The organism is Micromonospora sp. NPDC049171 (assembly GCF_040648275.1).
In the GTDB taxonomy this organism is placed as follows: Bacteria; Actinomycetota; Actinomycetes; order Mycobacteriales; family Micromonosporaceae; genus Micromonospora.
The window spans coordinates 65,076-81,163 of sequence record NZ_JBEZDJ010000025.1; the positions used below are offsets into that span (position 1 = coordinate 65,076).

Here is a 16,088-nt window from a genome sequence, read left to right on the forward strand (position 1 = left end):
AACCCTGATCGATGTCCGATTCGAGTAGTTAGCGCGCTATCTTTCGCCAGTCATTTCCTGTTGATCACTTTACACGTTCGAAGTATGCTGCCCTCGATTCTTGTCCGGTAGCAAGCTAACTATGGGGGATTTATGGGGTACGGAATTTTCAGTATGCGACGACGAGGGAGATCCGCCGTCGCCCTCGCGGTCCTGGCGCTGATGGGGACGACGCTCACCGCGGCGCCGGCGCCGGCGGCCGCCCCCGGGGCAGACAGCCGTCCGGCGATCATGCTGAACGGCAACTGGCCGGGCTGGCAGAAGGACGTCCTCGGAACGCGCTTCAACCCGGCCGAGAAGAAGATCACCCAGTCCACCGTCGGCAACCTCAAGCTCAAGTGGGCGTTCGTCTTCCCGGACATCGACGGCGCCAACGGATCGCAGCCGGCGGTGGTGGACGGCGTCCTCTACGTGGGCTCCCGCGACTCGAAGTTCTACGCGCTCGACGCGGTGACCGGCGCCACCAAGTGGGTCTTCGACCGCACGCCGATCGCCGGTCCGTCCGATGTAAACAACCCCAACCCGTCACGCAGCGGCCCCGCCGTCTCCGGCAACCTGGTGGTCTTCGGTGACAACCGCGGCTACCTCTACGCGCTCAACAAGGAGACCGGGGCCCTGGTCTGGCAACGGCGCCTCTCCGACCACCCCGCGACGGTGGTGACCAGTTCGTCGCTCATCTTCAACGGCAAGGTGTACGTCGGGGTCTCCAGCAGCGAGGAGCAGTACGCCGCCAACGACCAATACCCGTGCTGCACGTTCCGGGGTCAGCTCGTCTCGCTCGACCTGAACACCGGTGCCGTCGTCTGGCGGCACTACACGATGCCGCCGGCCGTGCAGGTCGGCACGACCCCGGACGGCGTCGCCCGGTACGAGTCCTCCGGCGCGGCGGTGTGGGGCAGCCCCGTCATCGAGCCCATCTCCCGGACGGTCTACTTCGCCACCGGCAACAACTACACCGGCGCGGGCGGTGACGGGGACACCGTGGTCGCGGTGAACGCCGACACCGGAGCACTGCGCTGGAAGCAGCAGATGACCGAGTCCGACTCCTGGACCGTCGGATGCCTCCTGCCAACGCCCAAGCCCAACTGCGAGGGACTCGAGGACGGCACCAACCTCGACTACGACTTCGGCGCCACGCCCAACATCTTCTACGCCAACAACCGCCTGCTGGTGGGTATCGGCCAGAAGAGCGGCATCTACCACACCTTCGACGCCCGGACCGGCCAGGTCGTCTGGCAGCAGCAGCTCTCGATCCCACAGCCCAACGGTGGCAAGTCGGGTATCCAGTGGGGTTCCAGCTACGACGGTCGACGGCTGTACGTGGCCACCTGGGAGGCCAACCCGGGCACGCTGTTCGCGCTCAATCCGGCCACCGGCGCGATCCAGTGGACTACGCCGAACCCGTCGAACGGGTGCAGCACCGGCGGGGCGGTCGCGTTCCCGGACAACTGCCACCTGGCTCACATCTCGGCGGTGACCACCACGCCGGGCCTGGTCTACGAGGGCAGCACCGACGGGAAGTTCCGCGTCTACAACTCGAACACCGGCGCGGTGCTGTGGTCCTACGATACCGTCCGCACGTTCACCGGGGTCAACGGCGAGACCGGGTCGGGCGGCTCGGTCTCCGGCAACGGCGGGGCCGTCGTCGCCAACGGCATGGTCTACGTGCAGTCCGGCTACTACAACTTCTACGGGATCCCCGGGCGGGTGCTGCTCGCCTTCGGGCTCTGACGATTCGGACAACGGTGCCGGTACCATCTGTGACCGGATGGTACCGGCACCGGTCCGGCCACCGACTCATTGGCTCGACCTTCCGTTACTTGGCTACGCTGCCGGGATGGCCGGCAATCCTGTTGATCGAAACTTCCTCACCACGCTGAGTCTGGTCTCGCGGCGGCTGAAGAGCGAGGCCGAACGCCGCCTCGTCCAGCACGGCGTGCACGCCGGCCAGCAGTTCATCCTGGAGTGCCTCTGGGACCGCGACGGCCTCACCCCCGGTGAGATCGCCCAGCGGATCAAGGTCGAGGCGCCCACCGTCACCCGGGCGATCCAACGCATGGAGGCCTCCGGCCTGGTGGTCGTCGGCGCCGACGAGTCCGACGGGCGGCGGATCCGGATCTGGCTCACGAACAAGGGAACCTCGCTGCGCAAGGTCGTTCCGCAGGTGGTGGCGAGCCTCGCGGCCGACGCCCTGGCGCAGCTCACCGCAGACGAACGCGACGAATTCGTACGGCTGCTCGGCCTGGTCTCCGACGCTCTCGCATCGACGGCGTCGGGCCGGCCGGCAGACGAGGCCCCGGCCGGGGTCCGCTGACCCAGGGGACGTCGGCCGGCTCCTCGGCCGTCCTGCCGAGAGGAGCGAACGACGTGCCCACCGAACCGATGTACCAGGGCGACCTGATGCCCTTCCTGCGTGCCCACGACTGCTTCCGGCGAGACCTCGCCCGGGTGGAGGCGCTGCTGACCGCCGACGAGCCCCTGACCGGGGCGCGCGCCGAGGCCCTGGCCGCCTACTGGGACGGTGTCGTCGAGCTGCTGGAGCACCACCACCGCACCGAGGACGACAACATGCTCCCCGCGCTCGTGGAACGGATGCCCTCGGCCGCCCGGATCGTCGACGACCTGGAACGGGAACACGTCGAGCTGCAACACCTGCTCGACGAAACCACTCCGCTGGTCACCACCCTGGCCGGGCCGCAGGCCGACCGCCCGGCCGCCGCCGAACGGGTGACCCGGCTGCGCCGGCTCGTCGAGACGCACCTCGATCGGGAGGAGGAGACCTTCGTACCCCTGTTCAGCCAGGCCTTCACCCGCGCCGAGTGGTTCGACATCGAGGCCCGCACCACGGCGGCGCTCACCCGCGACGGGCTGCTGCACTTCGCGCTTCCCTGGGCCGCGGAAGGGCTCGACCCGGCGGTCATGGACCTGGCCCTCCAGACGCTGCCCGGCGAGACCCGGGAGGCCTACCACCGCGACTGGCTCGCACGGCACCTCGCCCGCGTCCGGCTGATCTGGGGCGCCGCCGACCCCGCGCCGGCGGCGGAGACCCCGGCGTGAGCCGGACGACGCCCGGCACCGTGCTGGTCACCGGTGCGACAAGTGGCATCGGCCAGGCCACGACCGTCCACCTCGCCGAGGCCGGGTGGACCGTGCTGGCGCACGGCCGCGAGCCGGCGGGCGCCGAACGTGCGTGCCGGGACCTGGCGCAGGCCGTTCCCGGCGCGCGGGTCGAACCGCTCGCGGCGGACCTCGGGTCGCTCGCGGAGGTGACGTCCCTGGCCCGGCAGGTGGCCGACCGCCCCGACGGCCTGGACGCCCTGGTGAACAACGCGGGTCTCTTTCTCGCCAGCGACGACCCAACCCGGCGGCGCACCTCCGCCGACGGCTTCGAACTCACCTGGGCGGTCAACCACCTCGCCGCCCTCGCGCTGGCACTGGACCTGGTCTCGGCGTTCGGCGACGACCGGCTGCGGCACGTCGTCAACCTGAGCTCCGGCATGCACCTGCGGGCCGACATCGCCTGGGAGGACCCGGACCTGCGGCGCGGCTGGGACGGGCGCGTCGCGTACGCCCAGTCGAAGCTCGCGCTCACCGCGTGCGCGGTCGAGCTGGCCCACCGCCGCCCGGCGGGTCCGGCGGTGACCGCCGTCAGCCCCGGCTACGTGGACACCCGGCTGGTGCGGGCCGCGTTCGGCGGGCCCGCCCTGCCCCCGGCGGTGGGCGGCTGGCACGTCGCCCGGCTGCTGATCGAGGATCCGTTCCCCGGGGTGCAGGGCGCCTACGTCGACCGTGTGGCGCTCGCCGAGCCGCACCCGCTGGTCGGTGACGCCGCCGCCCGCGACCGGCTCTGGGAGCTGAGCACCGGTCAGCTCGCCGCCGCGCGGGACCGCGCCCGCCAGTGACACCCGCCCGCGCCGGGTGCGCGGACGGCGGACGCTTCGGTGACACGGGCATCCGTGTCACCGAGGCGTCGCGTGCGCTCAGCGGAGCGCGTGGGCGAGCAGGTCGACCTGCTGCGGATCGGTGGTGCAGGGGAACAGGATCAACTCCGCGCAGCCGGCCTTGGCGAAGCCGGCCACCGCCGCGCGGAGCGAGTCCTCGTCGGTGAGGGCTCCGGCGGCGATGAACTGCGCCGCCGGGCCGAGGAACGAGTAGTAGTCGGTGAGGTACCGCTGCGCCGCGCCGCGGGCACCGGCGCCCAGAGCGAAGTGGCCGATGCTCACCAACCGGGGATCCCCGTCGCGCCCGTGCCTCTGCCAGGCCTGCCGGACCTTCTCGGCGAACTGCTGGAAGATGGCCGCGTCGCCGCCGGCCGCAATCCATCCGTCGGCCTGCCGGGCCACCCGCTCGATGGCGGCGTCGGCCCGCCCGCCGAGCAGGATCGGGCAGCTGGCGGCCGGACCGGCCGGTGCGTCGTGGCCCGATCCGTCGGTCCAGGCCCGGCGCAGGTCGTCGATCACCCGCGTCAGGCGGGCGCCGCGCTGCTCGTAGCGCGCCCCGGCGACGTCGAAGTCGTCGCGCCGCCCGCCCGCGCCGAGACCGAGAACGACCCGCCCGCCACTGAGTTCCGTGAGTGCCGCGACCTGCTTGGCGAGCAGCGCGGAGCTACCCCGGTACGGGGCCACCAGTACCGACGTGGCGAGCCGGATGCGGGAGGTGACCGCCGCGGCGGCCGCCAGGACGGTGAGCGGTTCCAGGTTGGGGTAGACGAGTCGGTCCAGGACCCCGAGCGAGCTGAAGCCGAGCGCTTCCGCGCGCCGGGCCCATTCCGTCACGTCCGCGCCGCGTACGCCGGGTACCGCCGCGGGCAGGCCGATGCCGATGTCCATGTCGCTCCTCACTGTGCCGGCCGGTGGCCGTTCGGGCCGGCGTTCGCGCCGACCTCCAGCCCGGTCAGGAATAGGTCGACGATCCGGGCCGCCGTCGCCTCGGGGTCCGGGATGATCCCGGAGGTGCCGTCGGGCTGCCCGTCGGGAAGCATCAGCCGGGACATGACGGCGCCGGCGAGCACCGTCACCGTCAGCTCCACGTCCAGGTCGCCCCGCAACTCGCCGCGGTGCACGCCGCGGCGCAGGGCCGCCCGCAGCGCCGCCATCCGGGGTTCGAGGACGACCCGGTGGTACTCCTCGCCGATGATCGGTGCGGCCCGCATGCCGCTGAGCAGGTGCGGCAGCGCCCGCGCCGACGGGCTGTGGGCGGCCCAGGTGAGGAGTTCTCGCAGGACGCCGACCAGTACCTCGCGGACCGGGCCGCCGGTCACCTGCGTCGGAGCCTCGCGCAGTTCGGAGAGGGCAGCGGCCACCATGACGTACTTGTTCGGCCAGCGCCGGTAGACCGTGGCCTTGCCCACGCTGGCCCGGGCGGCGACCGCCTCGACCGACAGGACGTCGACGGACACCCCCTCACCGAGCATCTCCAGCGTCGCCAGCATGATCGCCTGGTTGGCCGTCTCACTGCGGGGTCGCCCCGGCGCTCGGCGGCCGTTCTGGCCGACGGCCTCGCGCCGCGGATGCTCCGGCCCGTAGTGCTGCTGCGCCGGCCAGCGGGCGACCCGACGCCGAAGCGCCTCCTCGGTCTCCGCCCCGGCGCTCATCGGGCACCCGCCCCGGCGTCCCCGGCGGGCCGCGCCGCGGTGCCGAGCAGTTGGGTCAGCAGGTCGGTCGAGTGCCGGCCGGCCGCGAAGTCGGCGCTGCGCAGCACCTGCCGCAACAGGTCCCGGGTGTGCCGGATGCCGGAGCCCTCGATGACCACCTCGGCCAACGCACGGTCCATCCGGGCCAGCGCCGCCGTCCGGTCCGGCCCCCACACCACGATCTTGCCGAGCAGCGAGTCGTAGTCGGCGGTCACCACGGTCCCGGGTGCGACATGGGTGTCAACCCGGGTGAACGGCCCGGCGGGCAGGCGTACGGCGTCCAGCCGGCCCGGAGTGGGCAGGAAGTCGCGGTCCGGGTCCTCGGCGTTGAGCCGGCACTCGACGGCGGCACCGCGCGCCACGGCGGACGACTGTTCCAGGGCCAGTGGCTCCCCGGCGGCCAGCCGGATCTGCTGGGCCACGATGTCCACGCCGGTGACCATCTCGGTCACCGGATGCTCCACCTGGAGCCGCGGGTTGACCTCCATGAAGTAGAAGTTCTCGTGCTCGTCGACGAGGAACTCGACGGTGGCCGCGCCCACCAGCCCGGCGGCCTTCACCCCGGTCAGCGCGGCCTCGGCCATGGCCTGCCGGGTCTCGGGGGACAGCCCGGGAGCCGGGGTCTCCTCGACGAGTTTCTGGTGCCGGCGCTGTACCGAGCAGTCGCGGTCCCCCAGGTGCACAGCCGCCCCGTACCGGTCGCCGAGCACCTGGAGCTCGACGTGGCGGGCGTGGCGCAGGTAGCGCTCCAGGTAGACGCGGTTGTCCGAGTAGAGGGCCTGCGCGGCGGCGCGGGTGTCCCGGACGGCGCCGACCAGCTCCCCGGGGTCCCAAGCCACCCCCATGCCCTTGCCGCCGCCGCCGGCGACCGCCTTGACGATGACCGGGTAGCCGATCCGCTCGGCCGTACGCAGGCCGTCGGCCTCGTCGAGCAGGATCGAGTCACCGCCGGGTAGCAGCGGCACGCCCACGCCGCGCATCAGGTCGCGCGCCGACGCCTTGTTGCCGAGGCATTCGAGGACGGCGGCGGCCGGCCCGATGAAGGTGAGCCCCTCCGCCGCGCACACCTCGGCGAAGTCGGGGTCCTCGGCGAGGAATCCGTAGCCGGGGTGGACGGCGTCGGCCCCGGTCATCCGGGCGGCTTCGACGAGGGCCGGAACGTTGAGGTAGCTGCGCGCGGCGGGGGCCGGTCCGATGTGGACGGCCTCGTCGGCGAGGTGGGTCACCGGTGAGCCGGCGTCGGCGCTGGAGTAGACGGCGACGCAGGGGATGCCGAGTTCGCGACAGGTACGCGCGATTCGGAGGGCCACCTCGCCGCGGTTGGCGATCAGGATCTTCCGGAACATGTGGCGACTCCTCGCGGGTCAGATGGCGTGGCCCGGCTGCGCGGCCGCGACCTCGACAAGTGGTTGGCCGTACTCGACCGCGCGACCGTCGTCGACGAGCACCCGGCACACGGTGCCGTGCACCCCGGCGGGGACCGGGCTGCCGACCTGCATCGACTCCAGCAGCCCGACCGGTGTGTCCGGATCGACCGGCTGGCCCGGTGTGACCAGCGGTGGGGCGCCCGGTTCGGGGGCGAGGCGGAAAACGCCGACGGTCGGCGCGGTGACGACCACCGGCACCTGCGCCGGGGGGTCCGGCTCGGGTGTCTCCGGTTCCGGTGTGCCGGGGAAGTCGGCCGGGGCCCACTCGATCTCCACCTGGGCGTCGCCGACCGACAGGACGACCGAGCGTAGTCGCCCGGTGGCGTCCACGGCGAGCTGTCGCGCCTCGTCGGCCAGGGCCGCGACCAGCGGGGACGGCAGGTCGGGCAGGGGCGTCGTGGCGATGGGATGCTCTACGTTGATCATTGCTTCCTTCCGGGTCGGATCGAGGCGCGGCCAGCACGGGTCGGCTCGATGAGGGAGGAGGGGCGGTGCCGTGCGCGGCTCGGGTGACGGGGCGACCGGTGTGGTCTCATGCACCTGGTCTCTCAGGTGACCGGATGTCATCGCCGAGCTATCGAGCAATCGCGGACCGTCATCAGAAAACCCCAGAAGGTGCGCCGCCTGCAAGTTCCAACATCGATTTACGAACCGCCGCGATCTCGTTTTCCCGACACCTACCGGACACATCGGCATGTCGTCGGGGTGGGCGCCCGCGGCGGGCGTGGCACACGCGACGCGGAGGTGACACCGGTGGTCTCAAAAATGGGGTTGCCACTGCCGGTCGGACGCCCGGCGGAGGCTCCCCGGGGGGCGATGCGCCGGCGGCGCCCCGGCCCCGCCGCTGGGGGGCGGGCGCGCGGGATCACCCTGCCGTGGTGACCTGGACCGCGACGCGCCGACGACCCGGCACCCTGGGCGGGGGGCCGGGTCGTGGGACGGCTGCGGGTGCCCGCGCCGACGGGCGTGGGACGGGTGCCGCTCAGTCGGCGGGCAGCGCCTCGATCAGCGACTCGGTGCGCGGGCTCACGCGTGCCTGGCTGGTCCGGACGCCGTTGACCCGGAACCCGCTCTGCTCCAGCAGCGCGCGCATCTCCGCCTCGGTCCGGTCCTGACCGCCGAGGACCACGAGCATGTGCAGGTCGGCGAGGACGCCGGGATGGAACCCGTCGGTCGTGGGAAGCAGGTGGTCGATGACGATCAGCCGCCCGTCCGGGCGGATCGCGTCGCGCACCGAGCGCAGCAGCCGCAGCGCCTCGTCCTCGGCCCAGTTATGCAGGACACGGGACAGGAGGTAGGTGTCGGCGCCCTGCGGGACGGAGTCGAAGAAGCTCGCCGCGACGATCTCGCACCGATCGCGTACGCCCTGCTCGGCGAGGTGCGCCGGTGCGTCGGTGACGCAGGAGGGCAGGTCCTGGAGGACGCCACGGGCGGTCGGCTGCCGCCGCAGGACGGCGGCCAGCAGCGTCCCGATTCCCCCGCCGAGATCGACCACCTGCTCGCAGCCGGAAAAGTCGTACTCGTCGAGGACGCTCGGCGTCGAGTCGGTCACCCCCATCGTCTTGTTGAAGATCTCGTTGAGCTCGGGATGGGTCTCCAGGTAGGCGAAGAAGGGTTCGCCGAAGACGTGCTCGAAGGCCGGCCGGCCCGTCCGTACGGTGTGCATCACGTCGGCCCACGCCCGGAACGTCTCGCTGCCGTGCAGCATTGTGCCCCAGCGCAGGCTGCGCGGTGCGTCCGAGCGCAGGGTCGCGCCCATCGGCGTGATGCTGAACGCCCGGTCGGGGTGCTCCCGCAACACGCCGAGCGCGGCGAGCGTGCGGCAGAATCGGTAGAGCGCGCCCTCGTGGGCCTCGCACACCTTGGCCAGGTCTGTCACCGGCGTCGGCTTGTCGCCGAGGTGGTCGGCGACGCCGAGGGTGGAGGCGACATAGATGGACTGTGCGATCCACGGCCCACCCATCAGGTGCAGCCGCAGCATCTCCTCGGTCGGGTCCTTCGGGGTGGGGTCGGTGCGGTCGGTTCCGGTCATGAACGCCACCTCTCTCGACATACTTTCCAGGCTAACGGAACACGATTCGCGCCCGGGTGGTCAAGAGCGCGACCGGTGCGAGATGTGAAGCCTCCGCGCCGGACAGTTCAGAATGGACCGCGCGCAACTTCTTGAGAACCGTTACGGAAGCGCTCCGTATTGCAATTTGTCAATTAATTCTCTGCCTTGACCGGCGGCCTACTGCGCCGGCATGATGAGGCAATCAGCGAATTCGAAACTGCGGCCACCGCCTGAACAAACGGTGTGCCCGGGCCCGTGTGCACTCCGGCCGCCGCAGGATCGTCCATCAACTTTTTCCAGCATGCGGCACCCGTCCGACGTCGACGGCGGCGCCGCACGGCTGGCCGTCCGACCACCATTACCGTGACCTCGAAAGGTGTACCGGATGTCGCAGCAGTTACGTATCGGAGTGCTCGGCGCGGGCTGGGGCGCCGGCCTGCACCTGGAAGGCTTCCGGCGGGTACCGGGCGTCACGCTCGCCGCCCTCAGCAGCCGGACCCGTTCCCGTGCCGAGCGGCGGGCCGCGGAGTTCGGCGTCCCGCTGGTAACCGACGACATCGACGAGCTGATCGAGGCCGTCGACGTGGTCTCGGTCGCGACCCCGCCGGCCGCCCACCTCGACGCCGTGCTCGCCGCCGTACGCGCCGGCCGGCACGTCCTGTGCGACAAGCCGGTCGCGCTGACCGCACCCGACGCCCGCGCCATGCTCGACGCGGCCGAGCGTGCCGGGGTACGACACGCGAGCGGCTTCATCTGGCGCAACGATCCCGCCCTCGTTGAGCTGCGACGGCTCCTGCGCGAGGGCGCGATCGGGCCGGTACTGGAGGTCCACTCGACCGGCGCGCTCGGCGTCCCGGTCCTGCCCATGACCTGGATGTACGAGGCGGGTGACGGCGGCGGGGCGCTGGCACAGCACGGCAGCCACGTCATCGACCGGGCGCGCTGGCTCGTCGGCGCGGAGGTGACCGCGGTCTGCGGCCGGCTGCACCACGACGTCAAGGAGGCCGTGGTGGCGGCCGACTTCCACGACATCACCGACGCCTTCGCCTGGGCCCGCCAACACCACGGCACCACGGTGGACGCGCCCCGCGCCCCGGTGCGGGCCGACACGGGGTACGACTTCGTGGCGACCTTCGACAGCGGCGTGCGGGCGCGGTTCTGGGAGGCCTGGCACCTGGCCGGACCGGCCGAGGACGAGGTCGTGGTCTTCGGGGAGACCGGCACGCTGCGCTGGCGGGGTGCCAGCGGTCTGACCCTGCACCGCATCGGCGCCGCCCCGGAGGTACGCGACGTGGACCGGGCCGCCGGCTCGGGCGCCAACACGCCCCGCGAGATCGGGCTGGCCCGCTGGGGCGAGCTGGCCGCCGCCTTCGTGGCGGCGATCAACGGCGCGGCGGACACCGGGCACCCCACCCTCACCGACGGCTGGCGGGTGGCGGCGATCTCCGACGCCGTACGCCGCAGCCACCACAGCGGACGGTGGGAGGAGGTCCGATGACGACCGACGACCAGCGCGTGCGCATCGTGTTCCTGCTCCGGCTGCGACCGGACTCGGCCGAGCGCTTCCGGGCCGCCTACGAGGCGGTCCGCTGGAACGTGGCCCGGACCGACGGGCACCTGGGCGACCAGCTCTGCCAGTCGGTGGGCGACCCCGACCAGTGGATGATCACCAGTGAGTGGGAGAGCCTGGAGCACTTCCTGGCCTGGGAACGGACGGACGCCCACCGGGAACTCGCGGCGCCGATGATGGCCTGCGTCGTGGAGCGATCCTCGCTGCGCTTCGTGGTGCGGGCGGCCACCTCCGGCGCCGCGTCGGGAGCGCGGTCGTGACCGCCCCGGGCCCGGTCGTCGTCGCCGGCGGCGGCGTGGCCGGGCTGGCCACGGCGCTCGGGCTGGTCCGCCTCGGGCTGCCCGTGACCGTGGTGGAGCGCGACCCCGAACCCGCGAGCGGCGGTGCCCTCGGCGTGCAGAGCAACGCCGTCCTGGCGCTGCGCTGGCTCGGCATGGCCGACCGGGTCGTCGCGGCCGGAGTGCCGGTCGAGGACTACGTTCTCACCTCGTGGCGCGGACGGCCGCTGGCCCGGTGGTCGCCGGGCGTGATCGGGCGGGAACTGGGCGCGCCGAGCGTCACCGTACCCCGCGCGGTGCTGTCCCAGGTCCTGCGTGCGGCCCTGCCGGCCGGTTGCCTGCACGCCGGCACGGTCACCGGGTTCGAGTCGCGACCCGACGGGGTGCGGGTGCGGTTGGCCGACGGCACCACGCTGGCCGGTGCGCTGCTGGTCGGCGCCGACGGCGTGCACTCCCGCATCCGCGAGCAGGTCGTCGGTACCGCCGCACCGCTGCGGCACGCCGGCTACACCTCCTGGCGGGGCACCGCGGAGACCACCACCGACACGATCCGGCGCGGCACGGCGCGGCACGTCTTCGGCGTCGGTCGGACCGTCGGCATGTGGCCGCTGCCCGGCGCGCGCACCTACTGGGTGGCCACGGTGGCCGCGCCGCCGGACCCGGACGGCACGCGCCTGCTCGACGGGAGCGGTTACGCCGAGCTGCGCCGAGCCCTGTCCGGTGCCCCCGAGCCGGTGGCCGCGCTGCTCGACCACACCGCGGCCGAGGGGGTGCTGCGTACCCCCATCTACGACCGGGACCCGGTCACCCGCTGGCACGTGCCGGGCGCCGTGCTGGTCGGCGACGCCGCCCACCCCATGCAACCGACCACCGGCCAAGGCGCCGCGCAGGCTCTGCTGGACGCGGTCGCGCTCGTCACCGAGCTGGCCGCGGCGGACTGGTCGGCGCCCGGCTCCCTCGACGCGGCGCTCGCCCGGTACGCCGCGGTACGCCAGCCGGCCACCGCCGAGGCCGTCCGGGACGCCCGCGAGATCGGACGGCTCCAGCACGCGGACAGCCCGGTCGCCGGATTCGTCCGCGACACGGTCCTACGGCTGACCCCGGGACGGGTCTGGCAACGCCGGGCCGCTGCCCGCCTCGACGAACTGGACCTGCTGCGCCGGGCCGGAGAGCGCACCGTGCTCCCCGTCCGCCCGGGCAGCGCCCCCACGACCGACGATGGAGGAGTGTGATGGAACGCTACGGCCTGACCTTTCCGGTCCGACCCGAGGCCGTCGACGAGGTGCGGCGCGTCCTGGCCGACTACCCCCGGCCGCAGACCCGGATCGCCGACGGGGTCGCCCTGCTCGCGACGACGGTCTTCCTCTGGCGTGACCGGGTGGTCCGGATCATCGACGTGACGGGTCCGTTCGAGCGCATCATGGCCCACCTCTCGGCCGACCCGGCGATCCGCGCGACCGAGGCGGCGCTCAATCCGTACCTGGTGGAGCAGCGGGACCTCGACCGTCCCGAGGCGGCGCGCGGCTTCTTCCGGCGGGCCATGATGCGCCGGGTCGTGCACCGCGAGACCGCGCCGGAGCTGCTGCCCAGCGACCCGACCGGACCACGGACGAGGCTCGCCCTGGCCTATCCGACGAGCCCCGGTCGGGGTGACGACCTGGCCGCCGTCCTCGCCGAGGCGGGCGAACTGCCGGTAAGGGCCGCCCCGCGAACGGCACTGGCCAACACCACCGTCTTCCAGCACGGCGACCTCGTCATCCGGTTCGCCGAGGTGGCGGGTGACCTCGACACGGCCCAACGGCATCTCAGCCAGGCGGTGAGCCGGGCCGCCACCACCGGCCGCCTCACCGGCCTGCTGCGACCGGGCACCGACCTGGGCACGCAGGCGGGCTTCGCGGAGTTCTTCCGCGACCACCGGTTGACCCTCGTCGCCGACCGCCGGGCCGAGGAGGTGGTCCGGTGACCCGCCCCGGCGGGGAGGGGCAACGCGGCCCCGGTGGGCGCGGCGGTCCCGGTGGGCGCGGCGGTCCCGGCGCGACGAGCACGCCACCGGACCTGTCCGGCCGGACCGTGGCGGTGATCGGGCTGGGCACCATGGGCAGCGGCATGGCGAGCCGACTCGCCGCGACCGGTGCCACCCTGCGCGTGTTCAACCGGTCCCGGGCCGCGGCGGAGGCGTTCGCGGCGAGCCACGCCGCCACCGCCGCCGCCACACCCGCCGAGGCGGTCGACGGAGCGGACCTGGTCCTCGTCTCGGTCGCCGACGACCAGGCGGTTCGTGACGTGCTCCTCGGCCCCGCCGGGGTCCATGCCGCCCGTCGTCCGGCCGGGGTGGTGCTGAACACGAGCACCGTGTCCCCGGCGACCCTGGACGCCGTGGCCGCGCACCTGCCGCTGCTGGCAGCCGGCATCCTCGGCAACGGCGAGCACGCCCGGGAGGGCCTGCTCCGCTGGTACGTCGGCGGGCCGGAGCCGCTGCTGCGGCGGGCGGAGCCGGTGCTGGCGGCGCTCGGCCAGCAGGTGCGCCACCTGGACGGACTGGCCGCCGGGATGCGCCTCAAGATCGCCATGAACCTCCTGATGGGCCTGGAGATGCAGGCCATGGCGGAGGTGGTCGCCCTGGCCGAGTCGGCCGGCCTGTCCCGCCGCTTGGTACTCGACGCGATCGGCGAGAGCGGGTTCGCGGCGCCGGTGATGCGCTTCAAGGCCCGCCGGATGGCCACCGACTCCTACGCCGAGCCGGACTTCCGCCTGCGGCTGATGGCCAAGGACCTCGCGTTGGCCATGGCGCAGGCGGCGGAGAGCGGCACGTCACTTCCGATGACCGCCGCCGCCACCCGTACCCACGCCACGGCCGTCACCGTCGGGCTGGGCGACGCTGACTGCGCCGCCGTGCTGCGGGTGCTCGCCCCTGCGGTGGAGGCGGCGCGGTGACCATCGACGTGCACGGCCACATCAGCCCGCCGGAGTCGCTCCGGCGGTTCCCGATGCCGCCGAGCCTCGGCGACGTGACCGGCATGATCGAGCGCAAGCTGGCCCTCGGCGTGCGGATGACCATCGTCGGCAGCCCGGTCGGCGCTGGCGCGATGGTGCCTCTGCCGGGGGTGGACAACTACGCGCAGAGCGACGACGAGCTGCGCCGGTTCCACGACTGGATCGCCGCGACCGTCGCCGCGCATCCGGCCCACCTGCGAGGCCTGGTGTACGCCAACCCGTTCGGCGACGACCGGCACCTGGCCGGTGTCGCCGATACCTACCGGGGCGGGGAATTCGTCGGGCTGATCGTCAACACCAGCGTCAACGGGCGCTACCTCAACGACGGCCGGGCGGACGCGTTCTTCGCGCTGGCGGCGGAGGTGGGCGCCCCGGTCGTGCTGCACGCTCCGGCGGCCCCGGTGGCCGGGACGGGCCTGTCGGATCTGCGGTTGCTCGAACAGCTCGGCCGGTTCGGTGACGTCACCATCGGCGTGGCCTGCTGCCTGCTCGGCGGCTGGTTGGACCGCTACCCCGGGCTGCGACTGGTGGCCACCGGTGGTGGGGGAGGACTGGCGCTGTTGACGGAGAGACTCGACCTGATCGCGTCCATGCCGCACTGGCGGGGTGCCCCCCGCGGCGGCCCGCCGCCGACCGCCGGGCCGCCCTCCCCGGCCGCCGCTCCGGACGCGGTCGCCGGGTTGCGTCGGCGACCCAGCGCCTACCTGGAGCACGTCTGGTTCGACACCGCCACCCCGAGCCGGGCCGGCCTGGCGGCGAACCTCGCCGCGTTCGGCGGGCGGCGGCTCATGTTCGGCACCGACTCGCCGCCGTTGCTGGACGTGGTGGAACCCGGGCTGGCCGCCATCGACGCGTTGCCGGTCGACGAGGCCACCCGGGACGACATCCGCTGGGGCAACGCCGCGCGACTGTTCGGTCTCGCCGCCCCCGATGCCAGAGTCGACGCCGGCCGTCCGGCGTCCGCCGCCCCGACACCCGTCGGGGCTCCCGACCACCGGCGCGCCAACGGCGCGGCTGCGACGCGCGAGGAGTACCCGTGACCCCTGCCACCGAAAGCACCGCCGTCCCCCCGCCCAGCGACCGCGCGGTGGTCATGCGGCTGATGTTCGGCGCGTGGCTGCAACAGGCCCTGTACGTGGTCGCCAAGCTGGGCGTCGCGGACGCGCTCACGGCCGGCACCGCGACGGCCGACGAGTTGGCCGCCCGCGTCGGCGCCCACCCCGGCGCGCTGGCCCGGTTCCTACGCGCGCTCTGCTCGGTCGGGCTGTTCGCGGAGCCGGAGCGGGGCCGGTTCGCCCTCAACGGTCCCGCCGAACTGCTCCGCTCCGACGTCCCGGACAGTCATCGCTACATCGCCATTCTGCACGGTGAGGAGGCGTACGCGGCGTGTGCCGAGGCGCTGCACACCGCGCGCACCGGTCAGCCCGCCTTCGACCGGGTGTACGGCAAGCCGTACTTCGACTACCTGGCGGAGAAGCCGGAGGCCCGGGCCACCTTCGACGCGGCGATGGGGCAGCAGACCCTCGTTCCGTTGGTGGCCGAGACCTGCGACTTCTCCGGTGCCCAGCGGATCGTCGACATCGGCGGTGGGATCGGGGTGTTCCTCAGCTCCGTGCTGGAGCGCACGCCGGGTGCCAGCGGGGTGCTGTTCGACCTGCCGCCGGCCGTCGAGCGGGCCGAGCGGAACATCGCGCGGCTCGGCCTGACCGACCGGGTGAGCGTGGTCGGGGGGAGCTGCTTCGACGCCGTACCGGCCGGTGGGGACGTCTACAGCATCGTGCGGGTGCTGCACGACTTCGACGACGGGCAGGTGCTGACGGTGCTGCGCAACGTGCGGGCGGCCGTCCGGCCCGACGGCCGGCTGTTCGTGTTCGACGCGCTCCTGCCGGAGAGCAGCGGTGTTAACCCGGGGCGCCTCGCCGACCTGGGCATGCTCATGGTGCTCGGCGGCCGTTACCGCACCGGAGCGGACCTGGCCGAGCTGGTCGCGCGGGCCGGCTTCGAGGTCGTCGGGATCCGGCACGCCCCGCCCGGGTCCGACCCGCGCGCCGAGAGCGTGCTGGAGGCCCGGCCGGTCTGAGCCGACCTCCGCCCG

Annotated in this window: 16 protein-coding genes; 11 read left to right on the forward strand and 5 right to left on the reverse strand. The window is 73.2% G+C overall.

The features are described from left to right. Nucleotides 1–153 precede the first annotated feature (153 nt). The 4 genes from AB0B14_RS27780 (at nucleotide 154) to AB0B14_RS27795 (ending at nucleotide 3,941) form a co-directional block, all read left to right on the forward strand. On the forward strand, nucleotides 154–1,770 hold the full coding sequence (locus AB0B14_RS27780; RefSeq protein WP_357524992.1) for a PQQ-binding-like beta-propeller repeat protein: 1,617 nt from the start codon (nucleotides 154–156) through the stop codon (nucleotides 1,768–1,770). 106 nt (nucleotides 1,771–1,876) lie between these two features. Continuing rightward, nucleotides 1,877–2,353, forward strand: a complete 477-nt coding sequence (locus AB0B14_RS27785) for a MarR family transcriptional regulator (protein ID WP_357077353.1) — start codon at nucleotides 1,877–1,879, stop codon at nucleotides 2,351–2,353. A 53-nt stretch (nucleotides 2,354–2,406) separates the two neighbouring features. After that, entirely contained in the window at nucleotides 2,407–3,096 is a 690-nt protein-coding gene (locus AB0B14_RS27790; protein ID WP_357524994.1) for a hemerythrin domain-containing protein, read from the forward strand. Then, complete coding sequence (locus AB0B14_RS27795) at nucleotides 3,093–3,941, forward strand: SDR family NAD(P)-dependent oxidoreductase (RefSeq protein ID WP_357524996.1); 849 nt, start codon at nucleotides 3,093–3,095, stop codon at nucleotides 3,939–3,941. The genes AB0B14_RS27790 and AB0B14_RS27795 overlap by 4 nt, the downstream gene beginning before the upstream one ends. Nucleotides 3,942–4,019: 78 nt before the next feature. On the opposite strand, the gene AB0B14_RS27800 is transcribed toward AB0B14_RS27795, so the two are convergent. The 5 genes from AB0B14_RS27800 to AB0B14_RS27820 form a co-directional block, all read right to left on the reverse strand. Further along, entirely contained in the window at nucleotides 4,020–4,868 is an 849-nt protein-coding gene (locus AB0B14_RS27800; RefSeq protein WP_357524998.1) for an LLM class flavin-dependent oxidoreductase, read from the reverse strand. 8 nt (nucleotides 4,869–4,876) lie between these two features. Beyond that, entirely contained in the window at nucleotides 4,877–5,632 is a 756-nt protein-coding gene (locus tag AB0B14_RS27805) for a TetR/AcrR family transcriptional regulator (protein WP_357525000.1), read from the reverse strand. Continuing rightward, nucleotides 5,629–7,017 (reverse strand): biotin carboxylase N-terminal domain-containing protein, encoded by a 1,389-nt coding sequence (locus tag AB0B14_RS27810; protein WP_357077338.1) that lies wholly within the window; start codon nucleotides 7,015–7,017, stop codon nucleotides 5,629–5,631. Before AB0B14_RS27810 ends, AB0B14_RS27805 begins: the two co-directional genes overlap by 4 nt. An 18-nt stretch (nucleotides 7,018–7,035) precedes the next feature. Further along, on the reverse strand, nucleotides 7,036–7,524 hold the full coding sequence (locus AB0B14_RS27815; RefSeq protein ID WP_357077336.1) for a biotin/lipoyl-containing protein: 489 nt from the start codon (nucleotides 7,522–7,524) through the stop codon (nucleotides 7,036–7,038). A 556-nt stretch (nucleotides 7,525–8,080) separates the two neighbouring features. Continuing rightward, nucleotides 8,081–9,130, reverse strand: a complete 1,050-nt coding sequence (locus AB0B14_RS27820) for a methyltransferase (protein WP_357077333.1) — start codon at nucleotides 9,128–9,130, stop codon at nucleotides 8,081–8,083. A 406-nt stretch (nucleotides 9,131–9,536) separates the two neighbouring features. Here AB0B14_RS27820 and AB0B14_RS27825 point away from each other — a divergent pair, with 406 nt between their 5' ends. From AB0B14_RS27825 to AB0B14_RS27855, 7 genes are read left to right on the forward strand one after another with little or no spacing between them, the layout of a single operon-like run. Further along, nucleotides 9,537–10,649: a Gfo/Idh/MocA family oxidoreductase gene (locus AB0B14_RS27825; RefSeq protein WP_357525002.1), complete on the forward strand. Its 1,113-nt coding sequence runs from the start codon at nucleotides 9,537–9,539 to the stop codon at nucleotides 10,647–10,649. Next, a complete protein-coding gene (locus AB0B14_RS27830) occupies nucleotides 10,646–10,981 on the forward strand; it encodes an antibiotic biosynthesis monooxygenase family protein (protein WP_357077327.1) in 336 nt (111 codons plus the stop codon). The genes AB0B14_RS27825 and AB0B14_RS27830 overlap by 4 nt, the downstream gene beginning before the upstream one ends. Further along, on the forward strand, nucleotides 10,978–12,231 hold the full coding sequence (locus AB0B14_RS27835) for an FAD-dependent oxidoreductase (RefSeq protein ID WP_357077324.1): 1,254 nt from the start codon (nucleotides 10,978–10,980) through the stop codon (nucleotides 12,229–12,231). Before AB0B14_RS27830 ends, AB0B14_RS27835 begins: the two co-directional genes overlap by 4 nt. Further along, a complete protein-coding gene (locus AB0B14_RS27840) occupies nucleotides 12,231–12,962 on the forward strand; it encodes a SchA/CurD-like domain-containing protein (protein WP_357077321.1) in 732 nt (243 codons plus the stop codon). The genes AB0B14_RS27835 and AB0B14_RS27840 overlap by 1 nt, the downstream gene beginning before the upstream one ends. After that, nucleotides 12,959–13,933 (forward strand): NAD(P)-dependent oxidoreductase, encoded by a 975-nt coding sequence (locus AB0B14_RS27845; RefSeq protein ID WP_357525004.1) that lies wholly within the window; start codon nucleotides 12,959–12,961, stop codon nucleotides 13,931–13,933. Before AB0B14_RS27840 ends, AB0B14_RS27845 begins: the two co-directional genes overlap by 4 nt. Next, a complete protein-coding gene (locus tag AB0B14_RS27850) occupies nucleotides 13,930–15,033 on the forward strand; it encodes an amidohydrolase family protein (RefSeq protein ID WP_357525006.1) in 1,104 nt (367 codons plus the stop codon). Before AB0B14_RS27845 ends, AB0B14_RS27850 begins: the two co-directional genes overlap by 4 nt. Next, nucleotides 15,030–16,073 carry a methyltransferase gene (locus tag AB0B14_RS27855; protein ID WP_357077310.1) on the forward strand — a complete coding sequence of 348 codons (1,044 nt, stop codon included), beginning with the start codon at nucleotides 15,030–15,032 and terminating at the stop codon, nucleotides 16,071–16,073. The genes AB0B14_RS27850 and AB0B14_RS27855 overlap by 4 nt, the downstream gene beginning before the upstream one ends. The last annotated feature ends 15 nt before the right edge of the window (nucleotides 16,074–16,088 follow it).